Genomic DNA, 24,869 nt, shown 5'->3' with positions numbered 1-24,869 from the left:
CAGAGAATGAGCGAAGGTATAAGCACGCTCGAGCGTCACATCATCGTTGGCGCAGGCCCCGTGGGTTTGGCGATGGCCGCGGCCTTGAAGCACCGCGGCATCCCCTTCGATCTGATCGACGCCGCGCCAGGCGTGGGCGGCAACTGGCTACACGGCGTTTATCGCAATGCGCACATCGTTTCGTCCAAAAAGGCGACGGAATATACCGACTACCCGATGCCGGATGATTTTCCGGATTTTCCGTCGGCCGACCAGATGCTCAGCTATCTGACGGATTTCGCGAAGGATCGCGGACTTTACGCCAACGCCGAATTCAACAAGCAGGTCGTTCACGCCGCGCCTGACGACGCCGGTCATTGGACCGTGAAGTTCGCCGACGGTGAGGAGCGGACGTACAAGGGCGTCATCGTCTGCAACGGCCACCATTGGGATAAGCGCTATCCAACGTTCCAGGGCACTTACACGGGCGAGCTGCTGCACTCGAAGGATTACGTCGCTCCGCACCAGTTCGACGACAAGCGCGTGCTTGTCATCGGCGGCGGCAACTCTGGTGTCGATATGGCTGTCGATGCGGGGCGCTTCGGCAAATCGTGCGATATCAGTTTGCAGTCAGGCTATTGGTATTTGCCCAAAACGTTTCTCGGTCGTCCGCTGACGGACCTTCCGATCTGGGGCCTGCCGATCTTCCTGCAGCGCGCGATCTTGAAATCGATCATCGCCATCAGCATCGGCGACTATCGTCGTTACGGTTTGCAGCAGCCCAAACACAAAATTTTCGAGCGTCATCCCGCGTTCGGAACGGATCTGTTGAATGCCATTCGCTTGGGTCGCGTGAAGCCGCGTCCGGCTATCGATCACGTCGATGGCGACACGGTCACATTCGTCGATGGCACGACCGGCACCTACGACATGATCGTTGCGGCAACGGGCTTCAACACCACGTTCCCGTTTCTGCCCGAAGGCCTCGTCGATGTGAAGAATAACGTCGTGCAAGTTTACGGCGGCGCATTTCCGCCAGGATTGCGCGGTCTTTATCTCGTCGGCTGGGCGCAGGCGCGCAACGGTTTCGGTCGATTGATCACGCCGCTCTCTGAACTTTATGCACGTATGATCGCCTTACAGGACGAGCTTCAGCTTCCGCTGGGTACACTCATGGAGAGTTCATTCACGCAGAAACTGCCGACGTCCCATCTCGTCGATCCCGAGAAATCCCGGCGCGAAATTAGGCTCGCATACTGGATATTACCGCTTCTTAAACTGCGGGATAAGCGGATGGCTCGTAAAGAAAAGATCAATGCAGATAAAAGTGGATTAGCGGCGCGAGTCTAATTGCGTTTAATCAACGCGTTATTAGTATCCACCCGTTAATAGGGCATTTCAGAAATACCTAGGCCATTCGTGGCCGCTAGTTGATGCATACCAGCGTATCGGTTTGCGCATCGAAATTGTCCAACTGGAACCCCAAATGGGTTGTTGGCGTTAGTGCGTACGATTGGGCCGCTGGGCCTACTGTGACGGGGTTCTAAAAATGAAATCGCAAATCGCTAAGTCCCTCCTGGGCGGAGCTGTGCTCGCGTTGACTGCAAGCGGAAGCGCTTGGGCAGCCGATCTCGGTCCTTACCAGCCATACAATCCGCCTGCGGCTCCAGTTGTTCAGTACAGTGAGCCTTCGATCTGGCAGGGCGCTTACATCGGTATCAACGGCGGCTACGGCTGGTCGAACTCGACTTTCACGAAGCCCGAAGGCGGCTTTGGTGGTGGTCAGATCGGCTATAACTGGCAGCGTGGCAATTTCGTCTTCGGCTTTGAAGGCGATTTCCAGGGTGCGGATATCAGCGGCAGCGCGTTCGATCAGTTCGGTGACACGGCGCATAGCAGTGTGAACTGGTTTTCGACCGTGCGCGGACGTCTCGGATACGCGAGCGGACCGTTCCTGGTTTATGGCACGGCCGGTCTCGCCGTTGCGGACTTCGATACCAACGTCAATCTCGCAGGCATCGGAAACTTCCGCGACAACGACACGAAGGCTGGCTATGCAGCCGGCGGCGGTGTCGAGTGGGCGTTTGCTCCGAACTGGAGCATGAAGGCCGAGTATCTCTACATGGGCTTCGGCGACGATACGCTATCGAGCGGCGATCGCATAAACAACGACTTCCAGACCGTTCGCGTCGGCTTGAACTACAAGTTCTGGTAACGCGCCGATCTCGCCTCTCGCTAGCTGTCGCGGCGGCCCATAAGCCGCGCAGCGTCGGCGAGAGGCTCTGCCTTTTCTCCGAACACGTTGAGGGCTGCGATAGCTGCCGCGATCGAACGGTCGAGGTGGCTACGCGCCTCTTTGATTCCGAGCATGCCGATAAGCGTTGCTTTACCGGCGGCGGCATCCTTGCCGGTAGCTTTGCCCGTGTCGGCGCTTGAGCCTTCCGCATCGAGCAGATCGTCGCTGATCTGGAACGCAGCACCCACGTGCTCGCCGTACGTCTTCAGCGCCGCGCGTTCCTCCGGCTTCGCACCACCGACGACGGCACCCATCTCGCACGCCGCCGTAATCAGCGCGCCGGTCTTCATCGCTTGCAATCGCATGATGCTTTCGATCGTCGGCGTCGGCTGATTGCTGAGTTTCCCCGCTTCGAGATCAAGCTGCTGGCCGCCGACCATGCCGATCGCGCCTGAGGCGACGGCAAGAATGTGCACGAGATCGGCTCTGATACTCGGATTGCTGTTGCTCTCCGGCCGCCCAACCAGCTCAAAAGCAAATGCCTGCAGCGCATCGCCAACGAGAATTGCGGTCCAGTCGTCGTACGCCTTCCACACCGTCGGGCGGCCGCGCCGAAGCTCGTCGTTGTCCATCGACGGCAGATCGTCGTGCACTAGAGAATAGCAATGGATGCATTCGATGGCCCCTGCCGCGGGAAGTGCCGCTTCCTCGGTCGCGCCGAATAGCGCAGCGCTGTGGAAAACCAGGAAGGGCCGAAAGCGTTTGCCGCCGCCCAGGACGGCATGGCGGATAGCATCGGCGAGGCGCGCAGGGGTGCCCTCGCTTTCCTGTCGGGCGAGAGCAGAGGTTAAATAGGCTTCGACGACTGTTGCGGAGTTGCCAAGCTGGACAAGAAACTGTGACACTGCCTTATGCTCTCCCCCGAGAATCCGACCACTGCTCAAACATGGCCATGGTTCGGCGATATGTGGCACGCGGTTAGCACAACGTGATCGATTGAAGCAAAGCATGGATCGGCCGGACGAGACATCGGGGTTATCTGCCGCGCCGCCTATGAACGTGCCGCAAAGGGCTCCCTCCCGGCCGGCGGAGGCCGAAATGTCGCTGCAGCCGCCGCGGCCACTGCCTGCGCGCGCCTTTCAGCCTGAGCCGAGCACATCGCCCGCGCCTGCTCCCGCGATGCCTGCAGGCAGCCATGCGCATGCTGCGGCTGGCACGCTCTCGGCAGACGCTATCTTTTCCGAGATTGACGCTGAAGCCTCGTCACGATCGCTCTCGGCAATCGAAGCGGCGGCCGCGGAGGCGCTCCGCGAAATCAAGCCCCACAAGCCCCTCGATATCGCCGAACTCGTGCTGCCGTCGCCCACAGCTGCCGCGAGCACCGATCTCGGCCATATGATCCCGCAGCGCATGTTCGAGCCGCATTTCCTGACGCCCCCTCAGGCAGCTTCGGGCGGCCTTCGCATCGACACGGCGACGCGCTCCGAACCGCTAAGGGCAGACGACGCGGGAATAGAGCCCCCCACCGCCGTAGATCGGCCTCCACAGCCTTCTGGAAGCATTTGGGGGCTCTTGAAGCGCGGATTGAAGCTGCTGGTCTGGATCGCCATCGGCTGGCTGGCGCTCGTTCTGGCGCTGATCGTGGCTTATCGTTTCGTCAATCCTCCGGCCTCGATGCTGATGCTGCAGCATTGGCTCACCGGCCAGCCCGTGGTCCAGGAATGGGTGCCGTTCGGTCAGATTTCGCCGAACATCGTTCGTGCCGTCATACTCAGTGAAGATGCTCGCTTCTGCCAGCATCCCGGAGTCGATCTCGAAGCCATCGAGGAAGCGATAGAAAACACGGATGGCCGCGCGCGGGGCGGCAGCACGATATCGATGCAGGTCGTGAAAAACCTGTTTCTGTGGCCGTCCAAGAGTTACGTCCGCAAGGCCATCGAGCTGCCGCTGACCTATCTAACGGAGGTGATCTGGTCGAAGCGCCGGATCATGGAAATTTACCTCAATATCGCCCAGTGGGGGCCGGGCATTTTCGGCATCGGCGCGGCGGCCGAACATCATTTCGATAAGCCAGCCCGAAGCCTGTCGGTCCGGGACGCGGCACGCTTGGCCGTGTCGCTGCCTAACCCATTGGAGCGAAACGCCGGCCGGCCGGGGCCGGGGCTTCAGCGCCTTGCCAATGCAATCCAAGTCCGGATGCGGCTCGCCCCATCGGGTCAGTTCGCTTGCGTCCTGCCCAGAAGGCCCTATTAAGATGGCTTCGCAGGGGACTGGCTTTTCTCCTCTAACTTGCGTATAAGCCCCGCCCGAGGTACTGAGCGCGCCCAAAACAAGGCGCCGCCGGTTCATCCAGCAATTAAGACGTTCGGCATTTCCGCCGCATGTTCGGCGGCCCGCCCGCATTTGTGGGGTGGGATGTCACTTTTGGAGCAACACTGATGGCAGTTCCACGCAAAAAAACGTCCCCGATGAAGCGGGGGCAGCGCCGTTCGCACGACGCCCTGACCGCCCGGGCTTACGTGGAAGACAAGGATAGCGGCGAACGCCGCCGTCCGCACCACATCGACCTCAAGTCGGGCAAGTACCGCGGCCGCCAGATTCTGCCGCCAGCCAACGAAGAGTAAGTCGTTTCAGCGACGAAAAGGGTTGTGTAGCGCCGGAGCCGAGGTTCCGGCGTGCGTTGCCTTGCGCCGGCCACCGTCGCTTGGCAAACGAGGCGGAGCGTGCCTATAAACCCCGGCCGCGCCCGAGAGTCTGGCTTGCAAAGTCCGGTCTGAGCGAGCTGGCCACGGGGTGATTGAAATCTCAGGAGAGCTTCATGTCGATCAGAGCCCTTCCGCTCTTGGTTCTCGCCTTCCTCCTTTACAACGCGGTCGTAATGACGATGGGACCCGAAGTTCTGACGGATCCCAATCACTACATTTTCCGGATCCATCTCCTGAGCGGCGGCGATTGGAAATTCGGTTGGGGTGACCTCATCCTGCTCGTGACGCTCATCCTGCTTTTCATCGAGATCGTGAAGTCCACCTTCACGACCACCTCGACGTTGATCGATCATGCTTTGTCGATGATCGTCTTTATGGCCGTCGGTGCGGAATTCCTGCTCGTTGCCCAGGCCGCGACGTCGGTGTTCTTCCTGATCCTCGTCGCAACACTGATCGACGTGATCGGCGGTTACACGATCGGCATCCGCGTCGCTCGCCGCGATCTCAACATCGGCGCCGACCACTAAGTTTTAGCAATCCGACGATGACGGCGGTACGGAAGGCGGCCCATGCACCTGCCTTCGGTCTGCCGCGCGCCAATGGCGGCCAGGTGTTCACGGCTCATTAACGAAACCGGAATAATTTCCCGATCGTTTCGGCACCTTCCATCTTCGACGAAAGTTGGAAGGCCTGCTGTGAGTAAACCGAGAACACGCCGTGGTTTCCGCGCCGAGTCCAGATGAATATCCTGCCGGCCTGACCTCAGACGCTCGGGCGCAATCGATGTCCGATGTGCCGGATACATTGACCGAAACGGAGGGGCTCGATCTCGTCGGCATCCTGTCGTCGATCGAGGAGACGGCCTACGTCTGGGATCTGACCACCGGCCGCGTCGAGTGGGAAAGCAATGCGTCTGACATCCTCGGCGTCAGAGACATGAGCAAGATCGCCACGGGTGCCGCCTATCACGCTCTGATTGCACCCGAGCATCTGAATTCCCGCCTGGAAGCTTTGTCACGCAGCGTCGGCGCCGACCGCGTACGCGGCGTGCCCTACCGTCTGCAATACCGGCTGCGTCCAAACGGCCAGCGTAGCGAACATGAGATCCGCGTGGAAGATCAGGGCCGCTGGTGGCCGGGCGCCGACGGCCACGCGGCGCGTGCGCGTGGCGTCATTCGCGTCATCTCCGAGGAATACCTCGAACAGCAGCGCCGGCTCGTTCGCGATGATCTCGACGAATTGACTGGTCAGCTCAACCGCACGCGCCTGACCGAAGCCTTGGGTGCTATCCTCGCCCGCGCCGAGCGGCACTATCAGCCGTGCGCGTTCCTGATGATCTCGGTCAACAATCTGGCCGTTATCAACGAAACGTTCGGTATCGAGATCGGCGACCAGGTCATCGCCGAGGTTGGCCGCCGTATTCGCGAAAAGCTGCGCGGCGGCGACGTCATCGGGCGGTATTCGTCCAACAAGTTCGGGATCATTATGCTCGGCTGCGGACAAGGCGCGCTTCGCATTGCCGCCGACCGCTTCATCAAAGCCGTTCGCGAGACCACGATCAGAACCTCAGTCGCCCAATTGTCGGCGACGATCTCTCTGGGCGGCGTCATCATCCCCGACCAAGCGAAGTCGGTGCAGGACACGGTGAACTTCGCGCTGCGCGCCCTCGATGTCGCCAAATCGAAACGCTTCGATTGCTTTATCGCGCACGAGCCGTCGCCGTCGGCCGAAGGCAACCGCATGCGGAACAAATCGATCGCCGAGGGCGTCATTGCCGCGCTCGACGACAACCGCATGCGTCTCGTCCTGCAGCCGATGATTTCGACGAAAACCGGTAAGGCCGAAATCTACGAAGCATTGCTGCGCATGGAGCGTCCCGATGGCAGCCTCGTCTCGGCCGGCGAATTCGTGCCGATCGCCGAGCATCTCGGGCTCTCGCGTCTGATCGACCGCCGGACATTGGAGCTGACGGTCGATCTGCTGAAGCGGCACCGCGAATTGACACTGTCCGTGAATGTCTCCGGCCTGACCTGTTCCGATCTCGAATGGGTGACGGCGCTGCGCCGTCTGACCCGGGATCGCCCCGACGTGTTGCCGCGGATGATCGTCGAGATTACGGAAACCGTTGCCCTTGAAGAACTCGATCAATCGGTGAATTTCGTCGATACGTTGAACGAGTTGGGCTGCCGCGTCGCCATCGACGATTTCGGCGCCGGTTACACGTCATTTAAGAATTTGAAGCGGCGCAACGTCGACATGGTCAAGATCGACGGCGCCTTCGTCAAAAATCTTGCCGACGACACCAGCGATCAGATCTTCGTCAAGACGATGATCGAACTCGCTAACACGTTCGGTATGGAGACGGTTGCCGAGTGGGTGGGAGACGAGCGCTCTGCCCGTTTTCTGAAGAGCGCCGGAATAACCTACATGCAAGGTTATTATTACGGCATGCCGTTCGACAGCACCGACTACGTCGAAGCCGCCTGACGGTCTCGCCGCGCATTATCGCAGTCGCTTAGGGACGCGACTGCGAGAGCTTCTCTATCTTCTGCTGCATGGCTGAAAGCTGCGACTTGAGTTCGTCGAGCTCGTTGCGGTCTCCAGGAGATTCCGTCGTCGCGGCTGGTGCGGAAGACGGCTGACCTTCGCCAGGCTTGCCGCTGCCGGGCGACCCGAACGACGCCCACATCGACATGGCCTGCTCGAACATCGCCATGTTTTGGCGAGCCTGCTGCTGATAGAACTCGAAGGCCGCGGCCGGATTGGAAAACGCCGATGCGAACTGCTCGCGGAACCGCGATTGCTCTTTCACCAGATGCTCGAGGCTGAACTGCAGGTAGCTCGGCACCATCCGCGCGATGCTATCGTCGTAAAAGCGAATGAGCTGGCGGAGGAACGGAATCGGCAGCAACGCCTGTCCGCCTTCGCGGCTTTCCTGCTCAACGATGATCTGCGTCAGAACGGCGTGAGTCAGATCATCGCCGTTCTTGGCATCGTAAACAACGAAGTCCCGATCGCCGCGAACCATCTTCGCGAGATCTTCGAGCGTCACGTAGGTGCTCGTCTCGGTGTTATAGAGCCGCCTGTTGGCGTACTTCTTAATAACGACCGCTTCTTTTTTAGGCGCCTGCGTTTGAGGATCTGGGTTGGTCAACATCGCGTTCGCGTTCTCTATCGACGGCTTATCAGCGGGTTGCTGCACTGCGGCAGCGTACCACACCCTGGGGGCCCTTCGCCAGACGTTTCTGTCACTCCTTTGGGCGGGCCTGAGCCAGCGCAATTGGGCAGTCTAGGCAAGAGGTCGCAATTGCTGAATATGGCCGCTCACTGCAAACTGTTTTCGTCTTCAGATTGACGCCGTAAAAACTGGCGCAGCAGCAAGGCTTTCGATAAATCTTCACGAAAAAGATTACTCTGCCCAGGGAGGGGCCGCAAATGAGCCAAGACGCTTCGACGATCGTTATTGCGGGTGCCGCGCGTACACCCGTCGGTTCCTTCAACGGAGCGCTGGCCTCGCTGCCGGCGTCGAAGCTTGGAGAAATTGCTATCAAAGCCGCGCTCCAGCGCGCGAACGTGCCGGCGGGCGACGTTTCCGAAGTGATCCTCGGTCAGGTTTTGACCGCCGCTCAGGGCCAGGGCCCGGCGCGTCAGGCGTCGGTTGGCGCTGGCATCCCGGTTGATTCCCCGGCTTGGGGCATCAATCAGATTTGCGGCTCGGGCCTGCGCGCCGTCGCTCTCGGCATGCAGCAGATCCAGACCGGCGCAGCGTCGATCGTCGTCGCGGGCGGACAGGAAAGCATGAGCCAGTCGACCCACGCCGCGCACATGCGCGACGGCACCAAGATGGGCGACATGAAATTGATCGACACGATGGTGAAGGACGGCCTCTGGGACGCCTTCAACAACTATCACATGGGCACGACGGCCGAGAACGTCGCGCGCCAGTGGCAGATTACGCGTGAAGAGCAGGACAAATTCGCCGTCGCATCGCAGAACAAAGCTGAAGCCGCGCGCAAGGCCGGCAAGTTCAAGGACGAGATCATCCCCGTCACCATTAAGGGCCGCAAGGGCGACACGGTCGTCGAGCAGGACGAATACATCAAGGACGGCGTCACCTACGATAGCGTCGCCAAGCTGCGTCCGGCCTTCGATCCGAAAGAGGGCACCGTCACCGCCGCCAACGCGTCCGGCATCAACGACGGTGCTGCGGTCGTCGTGCTGATGAGCGCCGAGGAAGCGAAGAAGCGCGGGATCAAGCCGCTCGCTCGCATCGTCTCGTGGGCGACGACTGGTGTCGATCCGTCGATCATGGGCACCGGCCCGATCTCGGCGTCGAAGAAGGCACTGGAGAAGGCCGGTTGGTCGATCAACGATCTCGACCTGATCGAAGCCAACGAAGCGTTCGCCGCGCAGGCGATTGCCGTGAACAAGGGCCTTGGCTGGGATACCGACAAGGTCAACGTCAACGGCGGCGCGATTGCCATCGGTCATCCGATCGGCGCCTCGGGCGCGCGCATCCTGAACACGCTCGTCTATGAGATGCAGCGCCGCGATGCCAAGAAGGGTCTCGCCACGTTGTGCATCGGCGGCGGCATGGGCGTCGCCATGTGCGTCGCCCGCGACTAAGCCTGATCAAATCCATCGCGCAGCCGCTTGTGTTCAAGCGGCTGCGTTTCCATCGACAATCACAATCAGAAAATCTAGGGAGAGACTGCTATGGCACGGGTTGCCCTCGTCACGGGAGGCACGCGCGGCATTGGCCACGCGATTTCGATCGCTCTGAAGAGCGCCGGTTATCGGGTGGCAGCGAGCTACGCTGGTAACGATCAGGCTGCACAAGCCTTTCAGATCGAAACCGGCATTCCCGTCTACAAGTTCGATGTCGGCAACTACGAAGCAACGGAGAAGGCCGTCGCGCAGATCGCGAAAGATGTCGGCCCCATCGACGTGCTCGTGAACAACGCTGGCATCACGCGTGACGTCATGTTCCACAAAATGACGAAGCAGCAGTGGGACGACGTCATCGGCACCAACCTGAACGGTCTTTTCAACGTCACGCGTCAGGTCTGGGAAGGCATGCGCGCGCGCAAGTTCGGCCGCGTCATCAACATCTCGTCCATCAACGGCCAGAAAGGCCAAATGGGCCAAGTGAACTATTCGGCGTCGAAGGCCGGCGACATCGGCTTCACCAAGGCGCTCGCTCAGGAAGGCGCCCGCGCGGGCATTACGGTCAATGTTATCTGCCCCGGTTATATCGCGACCGAAATGGTCAAGGCTGTACCGCAGGAAGTATTGGAGAAAAGCATTCTTCCGCAGATTCCCGTCGGCCGTTTGGGCGAGCCGAACGAGATCGCACGCTGCGTCGTGTTCCTGGCGTCCGACGATGCCGGCTTCATCACCGGCTCGACGCTGACAGCCAACGGCGGGCAGTACCTCGCGAGCTAATTCTCGTAGCTGCCCAAAAATACTCAGAGCGTACCACTTCGTCATGGCCGGGCGGTTTCGCGCCCGGCCATGATTTTTAAGAGCCATCGTTTGCAAAGGGCTGTCGTCCCCGTCATCTTGACAAACTCGGGGATGAATTGAGGGAAAGCTGCTCCATTTCCCGTCATCCCGGCGCAGCCGGGAGCCAGCCAAGTTTCCAGCGTACGCTGGATCATTGCCGAGCACTGACCTCTGTCAGCGCAACCGACGTAATTGATTGCAGCGAGCGCAAAAGAAAAAAAAAGGCCCTGGCAGGATGTCCTGCCAGAGCCTTTTTTCGTATCGGAGTTAAATCGGGCCGTTAGTCGCGGAAGCGCGCCCGCGGCGTTAGCCGCGAAACCTGGAACGCACGATACGCGGAAATTCATCTTCGCTTTCGCCCTGCTGCTGAGCGTAAGCGTTCGCCCCGCGCGGATCGACGCCACGCTGCTCGGGCATGTTCTGGCGGCTTCCTTCGACGTTCCACCAGCGCTCGCCGCCGGCCCCCGGCGCCCCCGGAAGCTGCCCGGACATCGGCTGTTGGGGAGCCGGAGCCGCTGGCCGCCCGCCGCCATAAGCCTGTTGTTGCTGACGTGCGGTCTGCTGCGGTTGGGCGTGCTGTTGTTGCTGCGGCGCCGAAAACCACGCTTCGATCAGATCGAGCTCATCGGCCGACAGACTGAGGCCCTGGCTGCGGCAGCGCGCGACAACGAAGTTCCGGAAGCGGCTTGCAAACAAGCCCGCTGACGTTCCCTGCTCGAACCACGGATCGCTCTCGCTCACCACGTCGTAGATGAAGCGCAGATCGTCTCGCTTGATGTCGAGGCCGAACTCGCGCGCCCGCTGTGTGATGTTGACGAGCGTCTGCGCACCCTGCAGCCCGTTCGTCGAAATCTCTTGCGACATGACGTCGAAGAGCACGCGATATTCGGCAGGCGCCAGCGCCGGGGCCTGACACGCTTCGTGAATGCGCGCGATAGACTGCTGGATTTGCGTCGCCTGGTCGGCATTGCGCGGCGCAGCCGTCACGGGCGGCGGCGGTGCTGGCTGCTGAGCCTGAGCACGCGGCAACTCCCGCCTCGGCTCGGGCTGGTACGTCGGTGCCGGAGCTTGCGACACCGGCCGCTGCGGCATCAACGGGGCAGCCGCCTGCTGAGGAGCGGGGCGTGGTGCAGCCATCGGCGGCGCCGGAGGCGCCGAGGTCCGGTCGATGTAGCGCTGCTGCGGCGCGGGCGCCTGATAAGGGGTGGGCTGCAAGGCCGGAGCGGGTGCAGGAGCCGGCTGAGGCGCTGCAATTCGCGCTGCCGGCGCGAGTGCTGTCGGTTGCGGCTGGGCCTCTATGCGAGCGGGCTCTGGTGCGTATTCGCGGCGTTGAGGCTGTTGCGGCTGTGCCTCGATCCGGGAGGGTTCCGGCGTGTATTCGCGCCGCGGTGGTTGAGCCTGAACCTGCGACGGCTCGGCGCGAACCGGCTCTGGCGCATACTCGCGGCGCGGCGCCGGCTGTGGCTCGGCTGCCGGTGCTGCCAACTGCGGAGCAATAAGCCCGGTTGCCGAGATATGCCGGTTTGCGTCGAACACCGTATAGGGAGGTGTATCGCTCAAATGGATGTCGTCCGGCAGGTCGGCGAGCAGCAGATCGCGGAACGATCCATAGTTGCCCCAGTTCGTTCCGACCGTCTTGTCGCGACCGATGATGCGCACGGCGCGATCCGCAAGCGTTTCCAGCGGCACGGCCTGCGGCGCACTGCGCACGAAATCGACGACTTCAGCCAGGATCGCTTTGCGTGCAGCCTCGACGTCGATGGCCGGTGCAGGCGCCGGAATTTCCCGTGCAGTCTCGCCCGAGATGGCCCGGTTGCTCGTCAGCAGCGCGATGAGATCCGACTCGCGAATTTCGCCGTCGCTGATCGCCGTGTAGGGCTGCGCCGTATGATCGTTCGCGAAGACCACCGTTCGCCGCGCATGCGCACGCAGGCGATGCAGCAACGGCGTGAAATCCGCGTCGCCCGACAGGATGATGAACTCGTCGAAATACGTGTCGTGATTGAGAATATCGCGCACGTCCATCACGATGCGGATGTCGGCGGAGTTCTTGAGCTGAGCGGTCAGCGGCGGGCAGTCGATCACCTCGAAGCCCGAGCGCAGGAAATGGTGACGGATGAACGGAAACGAATTCATGTCCGTCGAATTGTCGTGCGTGTTTCGGCGCGGCACTGGATTGCCGTAGCAGCGGTTCATCACGATCCGGCGTTCGCCCGACAACGCAAATCCGTTCGTCGCGGTTATCAGTTCACCGGATACAATGCCTTGCAGCCACACGCCGCTGTCTTTGGCGAAGCGCTTTGCAGCATCTTCGTTCTTTCGCTTCAGCGACAGATAGATGTTGTCGTAATCGACGAACACCGTTGTAAGGACGGGCCCTAAGGACTCGCGTTTCATGGACTGCAACCCCCGTGAATCGGAACTTGATTCGCAGTCACTATTTGACGAGTCGAAGGCCCCCCACAAGAAGCGGCAGCCCGCTCCTGCACCAAAGAGACAATTAACCCGTGGATGGAGGTCGAGCGCGCCACGCGCTAGGCTAATTGCTCTGGGGATGGCGTGTGGAGATCGTTGAAACGCGTTTGGCTGTTGCCATTGCGCCGCTTAATCGACAGATGGACGCGACACGGGTGAGAAATCCGGAGCCGTCAACGTGAAGCCCTCGAACGTGAAAGCGGGCGCCACCGTGCAGCCGACGAGCGTCCATTTTCCGAGGCTGCGCGCTTGTTGCCAATGCCCTGCGGGAACAATCGCCTGTGGCCGCTCGCCGTCCGCGAGATTGCTGCCAAGATGGACCTTTTCGATCGGCCCGCCCGTTGGCGAGATTTCGAGCAACAATGGCGCACCGGCATAGAAATGCCAGCCTTCGGCTGCGTCCACCGCATGCCAATGCGAACGTTCTCCGGCTTTGAGTAGAAAGTAGATCGCAGTCGATGCCGCGCGCTTTCCCGGCTCGGCCTTGTCGCGAAAGGTCTCGCGGAAGTGCCCGCCCTCGGGATGCGGAGAAAGCTCAAGCAGCGCAATGACGTCATCGCCGGAAAGGTCGGGGTTCATTGCGGTCTTCTCCCGGATGCGCGGGCCCTAGGCCTTATTTTTCAACTGCCGGATGCGCGAGAAAACCTCCCAGTCGGGAGCACCGAGCATTCCGAGCCGCGCCTGAATTGGGCGCGATTGCGGCCTGAGGAATGGATTCGTTGCCATTTCGAGCCCGATTGTCGTGGGCAGCGTCGGCTTGCCACTTGCGCGCAAGGCTTCGACTTCCGCCGCTCTGACTTTCAGCGCCTCGTTTTCCGGTTCGATCGTCAGCGCAAAGCGGGCGTTGTTCAGCGTGTACTCGTGCCCACAGTAGATGTTGGTATCGCCGGGAAGGGCTGCAATTTTCGACAGCGACTCCCACATCATCCTCGGGTCACCCTCGAAGATCTTGCCGCAACCGAGCGAGAACAGCGTGTCGCCGGTAAAGACAATTCCGTCGTTGGGGAAATAGTAGGTGATGTGGCCGAGCGTATGCCCAGGCGTTTCGAGCACTTGGATCGGATGACCGGCGAAAGACAATTCGCTTTTCGCAGTGACGCCTTGCGTCAAGCCCGGAATTCGGTCGGCCTCGGCCTCCGGCCCCGTGACGGGCATGCCGTAGAAAGCTTTCAGCTCTTCGATGCCGCCTGTGTGGTCGGTATGATGATGCGTGATGTAGAGGTGATTGAGCCGCCAGCCGCGCTCAGCCAATGCGGCTTTGATGGCAGCCGCGCTCGGCGCGTCGATTGCTGCTGTTTCGCCGGTTTCCGGCTCATGCAGAATGACGCAGTAATTGTCCGTGAGACACGGCAGAAGAACGATATCAAGGGCTCCCATGGCGGGGGACTTTGGTTGGCTCGGAACGCCCTGTCAAACGCAGCGAAACGACGCAGTGAAAATCCATTTGTTGCGTGTCCGGACTGTCTCTCGATGGTCGGATCGTCTAGAGAGGGTCCGATGCTCAGATTTGATCGAATTACTTAAGCGCCAAGATGCCTCTCGACGCCAAAACCTTGAGAGATTTCTACCGGACCCCGCTCGGACGGGTCGTGCGGCGCCAACTGACCTTGGCCATCCGGGAAAGATGGAAACGGGTTAACGGCCTCGCGATCGCTGGAGCAGGCTTTCCGTCGCCATTTCTCGGCACGTTTCGCACCGAAGCCCATAGCCTTGCCTGTCTGATGCCCGCGCGCCAAGGCGCCGTAGTCTGGCCGCGCTCGGGCCATTGCCACTCGGTGCTCGTCGGCGACCACCAATGGCCGCTGCCCGATAATTCGATTGATCGGTTGCTGGCGGTCCATTGCCTGGAGCAATCAGAACGGCCCGGCCCGCTGCTACGGGAAATCTGGCGGGTGCTGAAGCCGGACGGCCGCGCGCTGTTCGTCGTCCCCAACCGCCGCGGACTCTGGTCGCGCATGGACCGCACGCCCTTCGGTTACGGATTGCCGTTCAGTCGCGGCCAGCTCGAAACGCAATTGACGGATGCGCTCTTTACGCCCGTCGATTGGGGGGAATCGCTCTACTTCCCGCCGGTCAACCAACGCCTGATGCTACGCATGGCGCCTGCGCTGGAGCGCTTCGGTCCGAGCATGTCCATTGGCGTTGCGGGCGTCATACTTGTTGAAGCGACGAAAGAAGTGATGGCGCCGGTCGGCAGCGGCAAACGCGTCGTCGCCCAACCTGCGATCCTGAAGCCGGCCGATACGCGAACGACCGCCGGTATTCGCCCTTTCAGGTGAGTGTCGCCGCCGCGGCTTCGGGCTTCGGACCGCGCAGCAGGAACACGGCTTTTTCTCCGAACAAATTCTGCATCGACAGCGACCAGCGGATCGGCAATCGCGCACCATAGGCGTTGAAGGCAACGGCCTGTTCGACGTCAGCGTTCACCAACGCACAGAGATCGGCGAAATCGCGGATCGTGCACAGATGCGCGTTCGGCGTCAGATACCAGGCGTCCGGCAGATTGTCGTTGACCGGCATGCGGCCGGTGAACAGCAGCTTCGTGCGCACCTGCCAGTGCCCGAAATTCGGGAACGACACGATGGCCCGCCGACCAATGCGCAGCAGATTTTCGAGCACCGTCTTCGGTTGCCGTGTCGCCTGGATTGTCAGCGAAAGAATGGCGTAGTCGAACGCCTGATCCGGATAGTTATCGAGATCGCGGTCGGCGTCGCCCTGGATGACGGAAAGTCCGCGCGCAACGCAGGCATTGACCTTATCGCGCTGCAATTCCACGCCACGACCGTCGACACCTTTGCGCTCGGTCAGAAGCTGCAAAAGTTCGCCGTCGCCGCAACCCACATCGAGCACCCGCGAGCCCGCTTCGACCATCTCGGTAATGAGAACGTGGTCGAGGCGCGGTGTTTTCGGAGCGCCGACGATTTTGCCGAGATCCGGGGCATTCATCGCGATACCTCTTTCGGCGCGCCAAGGCCGCGCTTTACCGCGGCGGCATTGAGAAAACCGCGGATCGTCGCGAAGAACGTCGGCTCTTCGAGCAGGAACGCGTCATGCCCCTTGTCGCTCTCGATCTCGACGAACGACACGTTGGCGGCAACGGCGTTCAAGGCTTGCACGATCTCGCGGCTTTCCTTCGTCGGGTAAAGCCAGTCGGATGTGAACGAGACGACGCAAAAGCGCGTTTTGGTGCCGCGAAACGCATTCGCCAAAGTGCCGCCCGCGCTTTCGCGCATGTCGAAATAGTCCATCGCGCGCGTGATGTAGAGATAACTGTTGGCGTCGAAGCGATCAACGAACGTCGAGCCCTGATGCCGCAAATAGCTCTCGACCTGGAAGTCAGCGCTGAACGAAAACGTTTTCTCCGAGCGGTCTTGCAGAGAGCGGCCGAACTTGCGGTGCAAGGCCTCTTCCGAAAGATACGTGATGTGCGCAGCCATGCGCGCGACCGCGAGGCCGTTCTTCGGCACCGTGCCCGAGGCGTAATAGTTGCCGCTCTTCCATTCCGGGTCCGCCATCACGGCCTGCCGCCCGACCTCATGGAACGCGATGTTCTGCGACGAGTGCCAGGCGGCCGTTGCGATAGGCGCAGCTGCGAACACGCGATCCTTGTAGCGCGATGCCCATTCCAGCACCTGCATGCCGCCCATCGAGCCGCCGATAACAGCAAAGAGCTGATCGATGCCCAAAGAGTCGATGAGCCGGGCCTGAGCCTCCACCATGTCGCCAATGGTGATGACCGGAAAGTTCAAGCCATAGGGCTCGCCGGTTTTGGGATTGATCGAGGCCGGGCCGGTCGAGCCCATGCAGCCGCCGAGAATGTTCGAGCAGATGACAAAGAACCTGTCTGTGTCGATCGGCTTGCCCGGCCCGACAAGCGATTCCCACCAGCCGGGCTTGCCCGTGATCGGATGCTTGCTTGCGACGTACTGGTCGGCCGTCAGCGCATGGCAGAGCAGAATGGCATTTGATTTTGCGGCGTTGAGTTCGCCGTAAGTCTCATATGCAATTGAAAACGGGGCTAAATCTTGCTGACACGCCAGCCGCAACGGCGCGCTCGCGTCAAAGCGCGCGACCGGGCTCGAAGGCGAATGCACCTCCGAATAGCGCCGCGCAGCCGGAGCGATGAGATCTGGTGGAGCTGCGGTCATGGCTGCGAAAGAAGTCCCGGTGTTAAGGGCGTCGAAAGCGGTCTGGCTGAGCGGCCGATAAAGTCAACTTTAAACTTTGATTTCAAGTGGTGAAGCCCCTATCAATGCGCCCGAAATCCCCAGTTTCGGTCAACAATTTGAGATCTTATATGGTGGCGACTGCTCCAATTGCACGTTCGGGCATACTCGATATCGCAGCCTACGTGCCGGGCGAAAGCAAGGTGCCGGGCGGCCTGACCCCTGCCAAACTGTCGTCCAACGAGACGCCGCTGGGCCCGAGCCCCGCCGCGATCGAGGCCTTCAAGGCCGCTGCCGGCGAACTGGAGCGTTATCCCGACGGTCAGGCAACCCGCCTGCGCGAAGCCATCGCACGCCGCTACGGCCTCGATATGGCGCGCATCGTCTGCGGATCAGGGTCTGATGAGCTGCTGGGTCTTTTGGCGCGTGGCTATCTCGGCCCCGGCGACGAGGCGATTTACACCGCCCACGGATTTCTCGTCTATCGCATCGCCATTCTGACCAACGGCGCGACGCCTGTCGTCGTGCCCGAGCGCGACCTGAAAACCGATGTCGACGCTATTCTCGCTGCCGTCACGCCCAAGACGCGCATGGTCTTCCTCGCCAATCCGAACAATCCGACCGGAACCTACATTCCGATCGAAGAGGTGCGTCGACTGCGCGCTGGGCTGCGCGGCGACATCGTGCTCGTGCTTGACGCGGCGTACAGCGAATACGTCAGCCGCAACGACTACGAGGCTGGTATCGAACTTGTCGCGACCACCCCGAACACGGTGATGACGCGCACGTTCTCGAAAATTTATGGCCTCGCCGCGCTACGCATTGGCTGGGCTTATTGTCCGCCGGAAATCGCCGACGTGCTTAATCGCATCCGCGGCCCCTTCAATCTGTCGTCGCCCGCCATTGCAGCAGGCGCTGTCGCGATCGAAGACGTCGCACACATGGAGCGCGCCAAGCACCACAACGACGTCTGGCTACCATGGGTCGAAGGCGAGTTGAGAAAGCTCGGCCTCACCGTCACGCCGAGCGTCGCCAACTTCGTGCTGATGCATTTCCCCGAAGGCAGCGACAAGACCGCGGCAGGCGCCGATGAATTCTTGAAATCGCAAGGCGTCATCGTCCGCAAGGTGGGCGCCTACGGTTTCCCGAATGCGCTCCGCATGACGATCGGCTCCGAGAGCGACAACAAACGCGCTGTCGATGCGCTCGCGCGCTACATGAAGGGCGCTGCCTGATGGCATCCGGAGACAGTGAGACAAAGCCGATGTTCAAGCGCCTGGCGCTCATCGGTATCGGGTTGATCGGCTCCTCCATCAGCCACGCTGCGCGCCGTGCCGGGCTCGTGGGCGAGATCGTCTGCAGCGCGCTAACGCCTGAAGAACGCGAGCGGGCAGAGGCGCTGGGCCTTGTTACGAAGGCCTACGCCGATCCCGTTGAGGCCGTCAGAGGTGCCGATCTCGTCATTCTGTGCACGCCGGTCGGCGCCTTCAAGACTGTCGCCGAGGCGATCGGTCCGCACCTGGAGAAGGGCGCGATCGTCTCAGACGTTGGCTCGGTCAAAGGCGCGGCTATGCGTGACATCGCGCCGAGCATGCCCGATGGTGTGCATTTCATCGCCGGCCATCCGATTGCAGGAACCGAGCAGTCGGGTCCAGACGCGGGCTTTGCCGAACTGTTCGACGGTCGCTGGTGTATCCTGACGCCCGGTCCGGATGCCGACCCGGCCGCGCTTGCGAAACTCGAGACGTTTTGGCGCAAGCTTGGCTCTAATGTCGAGCTAATGACGCCCGAGCACCACGACATGGTGCTCGCGATCACCAGTCACGTGCCGCACCTCATCGCCTACAATATCGTCAATACGGCAGCGCATCTGGAGCGCGTGACGGACAGCGAAGTCATCAAGTTCTCGGCGGCCGGTTTCCGTGACTTCACGCGCATTGCCGCATCGGATCCCGTGATGTGGCGCGACGTCTTTTTGAACAACAAAGAGGCTGTGCTCGAAATGCTCGGCCGCTTTTCGGAAGACCTCGTGGCGCTTCAGCGTGCAATCCGTTTCGGCGATGGGCCGACGCTGGAGAAGACATTCGCCAACGCCCGTGCCATTCGCCGTGGTATCATTCAGGCTGGCCAGGATACGGCACAGCCCGATTTCGGTAGAAATGCAGCGCGTACCGGCAAGGGATCGGCTTGAGGCCGATCCAAGCGTAATCGTGGCTTACGCCGAGTGCGGCGTGTTCATGAATTGCGCGGTGATGAGATCGGCTTCGACGGCCGCTGCTTCCTGATTGGACGACGCGAGCAGATGCACGTGGACCTCATCGGCGCCGAGCGCTGCCGCATGCTGACGGATCTCGGCAAGGTTCTCCGACGGGCAGTTGTTCGACAGCCGGCCGATGGCGAGAACGGCGCGCGTCGAGCGATCGTTGCGGCGCACGAGGATGTAGTTGGCGTCTTCGAGCGTCGGGCAATCGAACAAGCTGTAGACCGTGTGGACGTAGCGCTTGCCTGACGCGCCGGTCCAGAAGTGGAACCGCGGCGGCTGCTCCGGATACGTCCCGCTGATGCTCACCTGCTGCGCTTCGTCACCGCTCTGACGACGCGCCCGGAAATCGGCAAGCTGAATAATTTCGGCACTCATTACGCATGACCCCTGATCGGCGACTGTCGCCGAATATTGCTCTTGAGACCGTGATACCCCGCATCCCCGTGAAAAATGGTGAACTTTGGTTCGAAAATTTGACGTGCCCGCCCTGATCGCGCCTCGATGGTCAATGAGGTGTTGAGAACAGGAAGAATTGCAAACACTCTGCCTGAGCAGAGAGGCGTTTCGCGCGCAATTCTGAATAGGCGTTAGCGAATACGCAGCGCACCATTCCGGTGCGCGCGAAAAAGTCGTTCCGACATCGTTAATTCTGACGGCTTTAGCCGCAGCGCGAATAATCGCAATTCGTGCACGTCCAGCAGCCCTCGATATGGCGAAGCGCTCGCTCGCCGCACTTCGGGCAAATCCGTGCCACCGCCACCTGTGATGCCGTGCCGTCACGCGCCGCTGTCTGCGGCCCGCTGCCCAATCGTTCGATGGCCGCAACGGGTAGGTGCGCAGGTTTGGCGTCGCTGCCTTCGGCATCTTCGCGCGTGAGGAAACCGATGTGCAGCATATGCTGTTCGATGACGTTACCGATGGCAGCCAGCAGGCTAGGCACGTAGCGGCCACCCATCCAGCGCCCGCCTTCGGGATCGAACACCGCCTTTAACTCTTCAGCAACGAACGAAACATCGCCGCCGCGGCGGAATACGGCGCTGACCATGCGCGTCAGCGCCACCGTCCAGGCGTAGTGTTCGAGGTTCTTCGTATTGATGAAGATCTCGAACGGCCGCCGTCGCCCGTCGCGAACGATATCGTTGATCGTGACATAGAGCGCATGCGCGCTCGCCGGCCATTTGATCTTGTACGTTATGCCTTCGAGCGCTGCGTCGCGTTCGAGTGGCTTCGTCATGTAGACGACGTCACCGAATTTCGCCGGGTCTTCCGAAGCACTGACGCTGGAGGTCGGCGCGGGTTTCGCATCGTTTACCCCTTCCGCTTTGGACAGCACCGCGCCCGTGACTGCATTCGGCCGATAGGTCGTGCAACCCTTGAGGCCAAGCGCAAACGCTTCCGCATAGATATCCCGGAAGTCTTCGAAGGATATGGCTCCAGGCGTGTTGATCGTCTTCGAGATGGCGCTGTCGACGTAGGGCTGCATCTCTGCCTGCATCGCCACGTGTTCGGCGGGCGACAATGTTTCAGTCGTCACGAACGCATGCGTCAGTGGCGCATTCTCGCCGAACTGGGCGCGGAACTCGTGGTAAGCGTAATCCTCGACGGTTTCTTCGCTCGCCGTCGCACCATCGCCGAGGATGCGCCGCCGGTAGACGAAATCGAACACAGGTTCGATGCCGCTAGAAACATTGCCCGCGAGCAGCGAGATCGTGCCGGTTGGCGCGATCGAGGTCAGGCAGCCGTTGCGGATGCCGTTGGCCGCAATCGCCGCACGCACGTCGCCGTCGAGACGCTCGACATTGGGCCGGGCGAGAAAAGCGCTGGCGTCGTACAGCGGAAAGACGCCTTTCTCAGCGGCCAGAGCTGCACTGGCGCGATAGGCGGCATTCTGGATAATCGCCATCCATTCGGCCGCCTTCTCGCGAGCAGCCAAGCTTCCATACGAAAGGCCGAGGAAGATCAGCGCATCTGCAAGCCCCGTGATGCCGAGGCCGATGCGCCGTTTCGCGCGCGCCTCTTGAGCCTGGGCTTCGAGCGGATAGCGCGAGATGTCGATAACGTTGTCGAGAAAGCGAACGGCGGTGGCAACGCGGGCTTCGAGCTTTTGGTGATTGACGTGCGCGTCCGGCGAGAATGGTTTCTCCACGAAACGGGCAAGATTGATCGAACCGAGAAGGCACGCCCCATAAGGCGGCAGCGGCTGCTCACCGCACGGGTTCGTCGCCGAGATCGTCTCGCAATAAGCAAGATTGTTGGCCGCGTTTATCCGGTCGATGAAAATGACGCCGGGCTCTGCGTAATCGTACGTCGCCCGCATGATCTTGTCCCAGAGGCCCTTGGCGTCGATCGTCTTGTAGACCTTGCCTTCGAAAACGAGTTCCCAAGGCGAGCCGCGTTTCACGGCCTCCATGAAGGCATCGGTCACGAGAACCGAAAGATTGAAATTCCTGAGCCGCAGCGGATCGGATTTCGCTGCGACGAAAGCTTCGATGTCGGGATGATCGCAGCGTAGTGTCGCCATCATCGCGCCGCGGCGCTGGCCCGCCGACATGATCGTGCGGCACATGGCGTCCCAGACGTCCATAAAGCTGACCGGTCCCGACGCGTCTGCGCCGATGCTTTTGACGGTTGCGCCGCGGGGACGAAGCGTCGAGAAATCATGCCCGATGCCGCCACCGGCCTGCATCGTCAGCGCGGCTTCTTTAACGCTTTCGAAAATGCCGGAAAGATCATCAGGGATTGCGCCGAGAACGAAGCAATTGAAGAGCGTAACGTTGCGGTCCGTACCGGCCCCGGCCAGGATGCGACCGGCCGGCTGAAAGCCGAAATCGGCCATCGCATCGTAAAAGGCAGCGCCCCACTTCGCTTGCGTGGCTTCGTCGGTTTCCGCCGATGCTGCAGCCTTGGCCACGCGCCGGAAGGTGTCTTCGATCGTCTCATCGCCACCCGCTGTCGGCGACCCGGCAAAGCGGTACTTGCGCCGCCAAATGGCGTCGGAAATCGCGGGCAGAGCTGATAAAACCGCAGACATCGGGGACACCGGGATATAGGCGTTGCCAACCAATCTTCAATGCATGTTCACTATATGTTCCAGAGCTTGGCAAGTCAATCGCTCAAATAAAATAACCGCGGCCGAAGACAGCCGCGGTCCCATCTTTGGAATCGTTGCGCGCCCAAAGAGGCGAGCCGACCTTAGTCTTTCATTTTGCGGTAGACGATGGCGCCGACGCTGATGAGCAAGGCGACAGCCGTGAGGCTAGCCGGCCCATCGATCTCGGGCGCAGGAGCCGGACCACCGCCGCCTCCGCCATCGCCGCCAAAGCACCACGGACCAATGCAGAAGGCGAACGCGCTGTTAGCCCAGAGCATCGCGACAGCAAACGTCGCGAGAGCCGCTTTGATTTTCAACATACGCACTCCTCAAAAATAAAACTCCCCGCCAGACCATTAGAAAGCATTTGCTTCCAATTGTAATGGTTAGCGGAAGAACAATTGGTCGTATGGTAACCACCGCTTTCGAGGGGCTTGGAATTTGCGATCAACGGCAATTGAAAAAGCCCGCCGGTCTGGCGGGCTTTGCTATGCGAGAGTTTATCTCAGGAAGGCTGATCGCCTCAAAGTTTGCAGAGCGTCGCTTCGCCGTAGCACGAATAGCCGATCGCCTCCGAGTTGCACTTATAGTGGCGGGGACCGAACGAATATCCCGGCGTGCCGTTGCCCGAAACCCAGGTGAAGTAAATGTTCCAGTCGGTCGCTTGCAGAAGCGCGGCATCGACCTGGAAATGTGCAAGCCCTTCCGTGAGCGCAACGCCCTGGGCGGCTTTCTTGAAACATTGCTTGGCTTCGGCCGGAGCGGCGGCCATAGCGACGCCTCCGACGGCAAGAATGGCCCACATCAACCGGGCGGAAGTACGCATTGGATGGCTCCATGATTGCTGAAACGATCAGACGTAAAATCTGCCACAGCGATGCGAACACCGTGCATAACAAAGCGCAACCACACCGACGATTTTCACCGCGTTGCGGCATCAGCACATCAGGCGGTTGGATAAAATGTGGAAAACCTATGCGGCTTGAGCCGAATTCTGCGTCTTCGCCAGGGGCGGCGGCGAGGGACCACGTGCCGCTTCCTCAATAAGTCGCATGCTCGCGGTTTCGATGGCCGTCTCGACTTTTTTGCGAAACTCCGCGCGTGGTAATCCCGGTGGCAGCGGCGGCAGGAATTCCACGATGATGGTGCCCGGATAGCGCCAAAGACTGCGGCGCGGCCAGAACAGCCCGGAATTGAGCGCCAGCGGCACGGTGACGACGCCGAGTGCTTCATAAAGAGCTACGTAGCCGGGCTTATAGTCGGGCGGTGCACCCGGAATGGTCCGTGTCCCCTCCGGGAAAATCACGACCTCGCGGCCGATGCTGATCCGCTGCCGGGCGTCCCGGATTAGGGCTTTGAGCGCCGCCGAGGCTTTCTCGCGCTTAACCAGGATGTGCTCGAACTTGATGCAAAACCAGCCGTAGAATGGAATCCACTTCAACTCGTCTTTCAACACGATCGCCGGATCGCGAAAGAGCGAGATGAGCCCGAACGTGTCCCATGCCGATTGATGCTTTGAAATGACGAGGCAGCCTGTCTTCGGCAGATTTTCATGTCCACGAACTTCGAGTTTCGTGCCGCAGATGAGGCGCAAGAGCCAGACGCAGGTACGGCCGTGGACTTCGAGGCCTTTCATCGCCCATGGCCGTGGCCCGACGAGCAGCCACGAGCCGAGCACGAGATAGAGCGCCGTCACGATGTAGAACACGACGAAATAGATCAGCGATCTGACGATAACCAAAGCGCCCGGCCCGGCTGCTACTGAATTAGCCATCGGCGCGCTTATCCGGCATGATCGCAACAGACCGCCCGTCGCTCCAGTTCATGATCCTCTGCGCCGTAAGGCGGGCGACGGCGGGAAGAAATTTTAAATATTCCGAAATGAGCACGCGCGTCGTGGTCGGATGCAGCCACCAGGCCGTTTCCGGAAACCGCCGCGGCGTTACTGCATAGGGAAGCAGCGTCACGCCCGGCATGGCGAGCGCCAGCTCGGCGAGACTACGGGGCATGTGGTAGCGTGACGTCACGATGATCAATCTCGTATAGCCGTTCGAGTTGGCCCAGGTTCGGGTTTCGTCGGCGTTGCCGACCGTGTCGAGCGCTTCATAGCCGAGATCGACGCAACAATTGAAGATCTGCTTATCGATGCCGAGCAGCCGCTGCATCTCTTCGCGGCTGACCTTGCGGTTGACGCCGGAAATCAGCATCCGCTTGGCGCGGCCCTCGCTCATGAGCTTGGCGCCGGCCTCGATGCGATTGTCGCCGCCCGTCAGCACCACGATGCCGTCGGCCTTGTCCCAGCCCGTTGCGTCGTCACGCGTTACGGAAACCGCAAACAGCACGAACCCGAACACGAGCGCAGCCGTGCCGAGCGCCAGCATCAAAACGAAGGCCTTAGAAATCCTTGTCATGGTTGGAATGCTGGTTCGATCTCGCGCGCCGGCCTGCT

24 protein-coding genes are annotated in these 24,869 nt (G+C 60.9%); 11 read left to right on the top strand and 13 right to left on the bottom strand.

Going from position 1 to position 24,869, the window contains the following annotated elements; all coding sequences use genetic code 11:
• Positions 1 to 6: 6 nt before the first annotated feature.
• Positions 7 to 1,329, top strand: a complete 1,323-nt coding sequence (locus ACLB1Z_RS18585; protein ID WP_409561169.1) for a flavin-containing monooxygenase — start codon at positions 7 to 9, stop codon at positions 1,327 to 1,329.
• 199 nt (positions 1,330 to 1,528) lie between these two features.
• Positions 1,529 to 2,194, top strand: a complete 666-nt coding sequence (locus tag ACLB1Z_RS18580) for an outer membrane protein (protein ID WP_013949688.1) — start codon at positions 1,529 to 1,531, stop codon at positions 2,192 to 2,194.
• Between the two features lie 20 nt (positions 2,195 to 2,214).
• Here the strand turns inward: ACLB1Z_RS18580 and ACLB1Z_RS18575 are convergent, their stop codons facing one another.
• The gene (locus tag ACLB1Z_RS18575) at positions 2,215 to 3,120 is read right to left on the bottom strand and encodes a polyprenyl synthetase family protein (RefSeq protein ID WP_409561168.1); all 906 of its coding nucleotides are present in this window, start codon (positions 3,118 to 3,120) and stop codon (positions 2,215 to 2,217) included.
• A gap of 607 nt (positions 3,121 to 3,727) precedes the next feature.
• On the opposite strand from ACLB1Z_RS18575, the gene mtgA reads away from it, so the two are divergent.
• From mtgA to ACLB1Z_RS18555, 4 genes are all read left to right on the top strand, one after another.
• The gene (gene mtgA, locus ACLB1Z_RS18570; RefSeq protein ID WP_409563311.1) at positions 3,728 to 4,468 is read left to right on the top strand and encodes a monofunctional biosynthetic peptidoglycan transglycosylase; all 741 of its coding nucleotides are present in this window, start codon (positions 3,728 to 3,730) and stop codon (positions 4,466 to 4,468) included.
• Between the two features lie 185 nt (positions 4,469 to 4,653).
• Positions 4,654 to 4,839 (top strand): 50S ribosomal protein L32, encoded by a 186-nt coding sequence (gene rpmF / locus ACLB1Z_RS18565; RefSeq protein WP_013949685.1) that lies wholly within the window; start codon positions 4,654 to 4,656, stop codon positions 4,837 to 4,839.
• A gap of 194 nt (positions 4,840 to 5,033) precedes the next feature.
• The gene (locus tag ACLB1Z_RS18560) at positions 5,034 to 5,447 is read left to right on the top strand and encodes a hypothetical protein (protein WP_409561167.1); all 414 of its coding nucleotides are present in this window, start codon (positions 5,034 to 5,036) and stop codon (positions 5,445 to 5,447) included.
• A gap of 256 nt (positions 5,448 to 5,703) precedes the next feature.
• Complete coding sequence (locus tag ACLB1Z_RS18555; protein ID WP_409561166.1) at positions 5,704 to 7,407, top strand: EAL domain-containing protein; 1,704 nt, start codon at positions 5,704 to 5,706, stop codon at positions 7,405 to 7,407.
• Positions 7,408 to 7,435: 28 nt separating this feature from the next.
• On the opposite strand, the gene phaR is transcribed toward ACLB1Z_RS18555, so the two are convergent.
• Entirely contained in the window at positions 7,436 to 8,077 is a 642-nt protein-coding gene (gene phaR / locus ACLB1Z_RS18550; protein WP_409561165.1) for a polyhydroxyalkanoate synthesis repressor PhaR, read from the bottom strand.
• 278 nt (positions 8,078 to 8,355) lie between these two features.
• Between phaR and ACLB1Z_RS18545 the strand changes: the two genes are divergently transcribed.
• Both ACLB1Z_RS18545 and phbB read left to right on the top strand, forming a co-directional pair.
• Positions 8,356 to 9,546, top strand: coding sequence for an acetyl-CoA C-acetyltransferase (locus tag ACLB1Z_RS18545; protein ID WP_409561164.1), 1,191 nt, complete (start codon positions 8,356 to 8,358; stop codon positions 9,544 to 9,546).
• Between the two features lie 90 nt (positions 9,547 to 9,636).
• Positions 9,637 to 10,365, top strand: coding sequence for an acetoacetyl-CoA reductase (gene phbB / locus ACLB1Z_RS18540; RefSeq protein WP_013949680.1), 729 nt, complete (start codon positions 9,637 to 9,639; stop codon positions 10,363 to 10,365).
• Between the two features lie 366 nt (positions 10,366 to 10,731).
• Here phbB and ACLB1Z_RS18535 read toward each other — a convergent pair whose 3' ends face one another.
• The 3 genes from ACLB1Z_RS18535 to gloB all read right to left on the bottom strand — a co-directional run bounded on the left by ACLB1Z_RS18535 (position 10,732) and on the right by gloB (position 14,277).
• Complete coding sequence (locus ACLB1Z_RS18535; RefSeq protein WP_409561163.1) at positions 10,732 to 12,822, bottom strand: NYN domain-containing protein; 2,091 nt, start codon at positions 12,820 to 12,822, stop codon at positions 10,732 to 10,734.
• Between the two features lie 207 nt (positions 12,823 to 13,029).
• Positions 13,030 to 13,479: a cupin domain-containing protein gene (locus ACLB1Z_RS18530; protein WP_409561162.1), complete on the bottom strand. Its 450-nt coding sequence runs from the start codon at positions 13,477 to 13,479 to the stop codon at positions 13,030 to 13,032.
• Between the two features lie 27 nt (positions 13,480 to 13,506).
• Positions 13,507 to 14,277, bottom strand: coding sequence for a hydroxyacylglutathione hydrolase (gloB, locus tag ACLB1Z_RS18525; RefSeq protein ID WP_409561161.1), 771 nt, complete (start codon positions 14,275 to 14,277; stop codon positions 13,507 to 13,509).
• Between the two features lie 155 nt (positions 14,278 to 14,432).
• Here gloB and ACLB1Z_RS18520 point away from each other — a divergent pair, with 155 nt between their 5' ends.
• Complete coding sequence (locus ACLB1Z_RS18520; RefSeq protein ID WP_409561160.1) at positions 14,433 to 15,179, top strand: methyltransferase domain-containing protein; 747 nt, start codon at positions 14,433 to 14,435, stop codon at positions 15,177 to 15,179.
• Here ACLB1Z_RS18520 and metW read toward each other — a convergent pair.
• Positions 15,172 to 15,846 (bottom strand): methionine biosynthesis protein MetW, encoded by a 675-nt coding sequence (gene metW / locus ACLB1Z_RS18515; RefSeq protein ID WP_409561159.1) that lies wholly within the window; start codon positions 15,844 to 15,846, stop codon positions 15,172 to 15,174. The genes ACLB1Z_RS18520 and metW overlap by 8 nt on opposite strands.
• On the bottom strand, positions 15,843 to 17,048 hold the full coding sequence (locus tag ACLB1Z_RS18510) for a homoserine O-acetyltransferase (protein WP_409561158.1): 1,206 nt from the start codon (positions 17,046 to 17,048) through the stop codon (positions 15,843 to 15,845). Before ACLB1Z_RS18510 ends, metW begins: the two co-directional genes overlap by 4 nt.
• Before the next feature lie 149 nt (positions 17,049 to 17,197).
• Between ACLB1Z_RS18510 and hisC the strand changes: the two genes are divergently transcribed.
• Together hisC and ACLB1Z_RS18500 are read left to right on the top strand one after the other, a co-directional pair.
• On the top strand, positions 17,198 to 18,301 hold the full coding sequence (hisC, locus tag ACLB1Z_RS18505) for a histidinol-phosphate transaminase (protein ID WP_409561157.1): 1,104 nt from the start codon (positions 17,198 to 17,200) through the stop codon (positions 18,299 to 18,301).
• On the top strand, positions 18,301 to 19,257 hold the full coding sequence (locus tag ACLB1Z_RS18500) for a prephenate/arogenate dehydrogenase family protein (protein WP_409561156.1): 957 nt from the start codon (positions 18,301 to 18,303) through the stop codon (positions 19,255 to 19,257). Before hisC ends, ACLB1Z_RS18500 begins: the two co-directional genes overlap by 1 nt.
• A gap of 24 nt (positions 19,258 to 19,281) precedes the next feature.
• Here the strand turns inward: ACLB1Z_RS18500 and ACLB1Z_RS18495 are convergent, their stop codons facing one another.
• The 6 genes from ACLB1Z_RS18495 to ACLB1Z_RS18470 form a co-directional block, all read right to left on the bottom strand.
• Positions 19,282 to 19,704, bottom strand: coding sequence for a hypothetical protein (locus ACLB1Z_RS18495; RefSeq protein ID WP_013949671.1), 423 nt, complete (start codon positions 19,702 to 19,704; stop codon positions 19,282 to 19,284).
• Between the two features lie 283 nt (positions 19,705 to 19,987).
• Positions 19,988 to 22,360 carry an adenosylcobalamin-dependent ribonucleoside-diphosphate reductase gene (locus ACLB1Z_RS18490; RefSeq protein WP_409561155.1) on the bottom strand — a complete coding sequence of 791 codons (2,373 nt, stop codon included), beginning with the start codon at positions 22,358 to 22,360 and terminating at the stop codon, positions 19,988 to 19,990.
• 161 nt (positions 22,361 to 22,521) lie between these two features.
• Entirely contained in the window at positions 22,522 to 22,740 is a 219-nt protein-coding gene (locus ACLB1Z_RS18485; protein ID WP_409561154.1) for a hypothetical protein, read from the bottom strand.
• Positions 22,741 to 22,943: 203 nt separating this feature from the next.
• Complete coding sequence (locus ACLB1Z_RS18480) at positions 22,944 to 23,246, bottom strand: hypothetical protein (protein WP_013949667.1); 303 nt, start codon at positions 23,244 to 23,246, stop codon at positions 22,944 to 22,946.
• A gap of 147 nt (positions 23,247 to 23,393) precedes the next feature.
• A complete protein-coding gene (locus tag ACLB1Z_RS18475) occupies positions 23,394 to 24,194 on the bottom strand; it encodes a lysophospholipid acyltransferase family protein (RefSeq protein WP_409561153.1) in 801 nt (266 codons plus the stop codon).
• A complete protein-coding gene (locus tag ACLB1Z_RS18470) occupies positions 24,187 to 24,831 on the bottom strand; it encodes a YdcF family protein (RefSeq protein WP_013949665.1) in 645 nt (214 codons plus the stop codon). The genes ACLB1Z_RS18475 and ACLB1Z_RS18470 overlap by 8 nt, the downstream gene beginning before the upstream one ends.
• Positions 24,832 to 24,869: the final 38 nt, after the last annotated feature.

The organism is Hyphomicrobium sp. MC8b, from assembly GCF_905067615.1.
In the GTDB taxonomy this organism is placed as follows: domain Bacteria; phylum Pseudomonadota; class Alphaproteobacteria; order Rhizobiales; family Hyphomicrobiaceae; genus Hyphomicrobium_B.
Note: the sequence above shows the minus strand (reverse complement) of the source record. Positions and strands in the feature narration are given on the sequence as shown.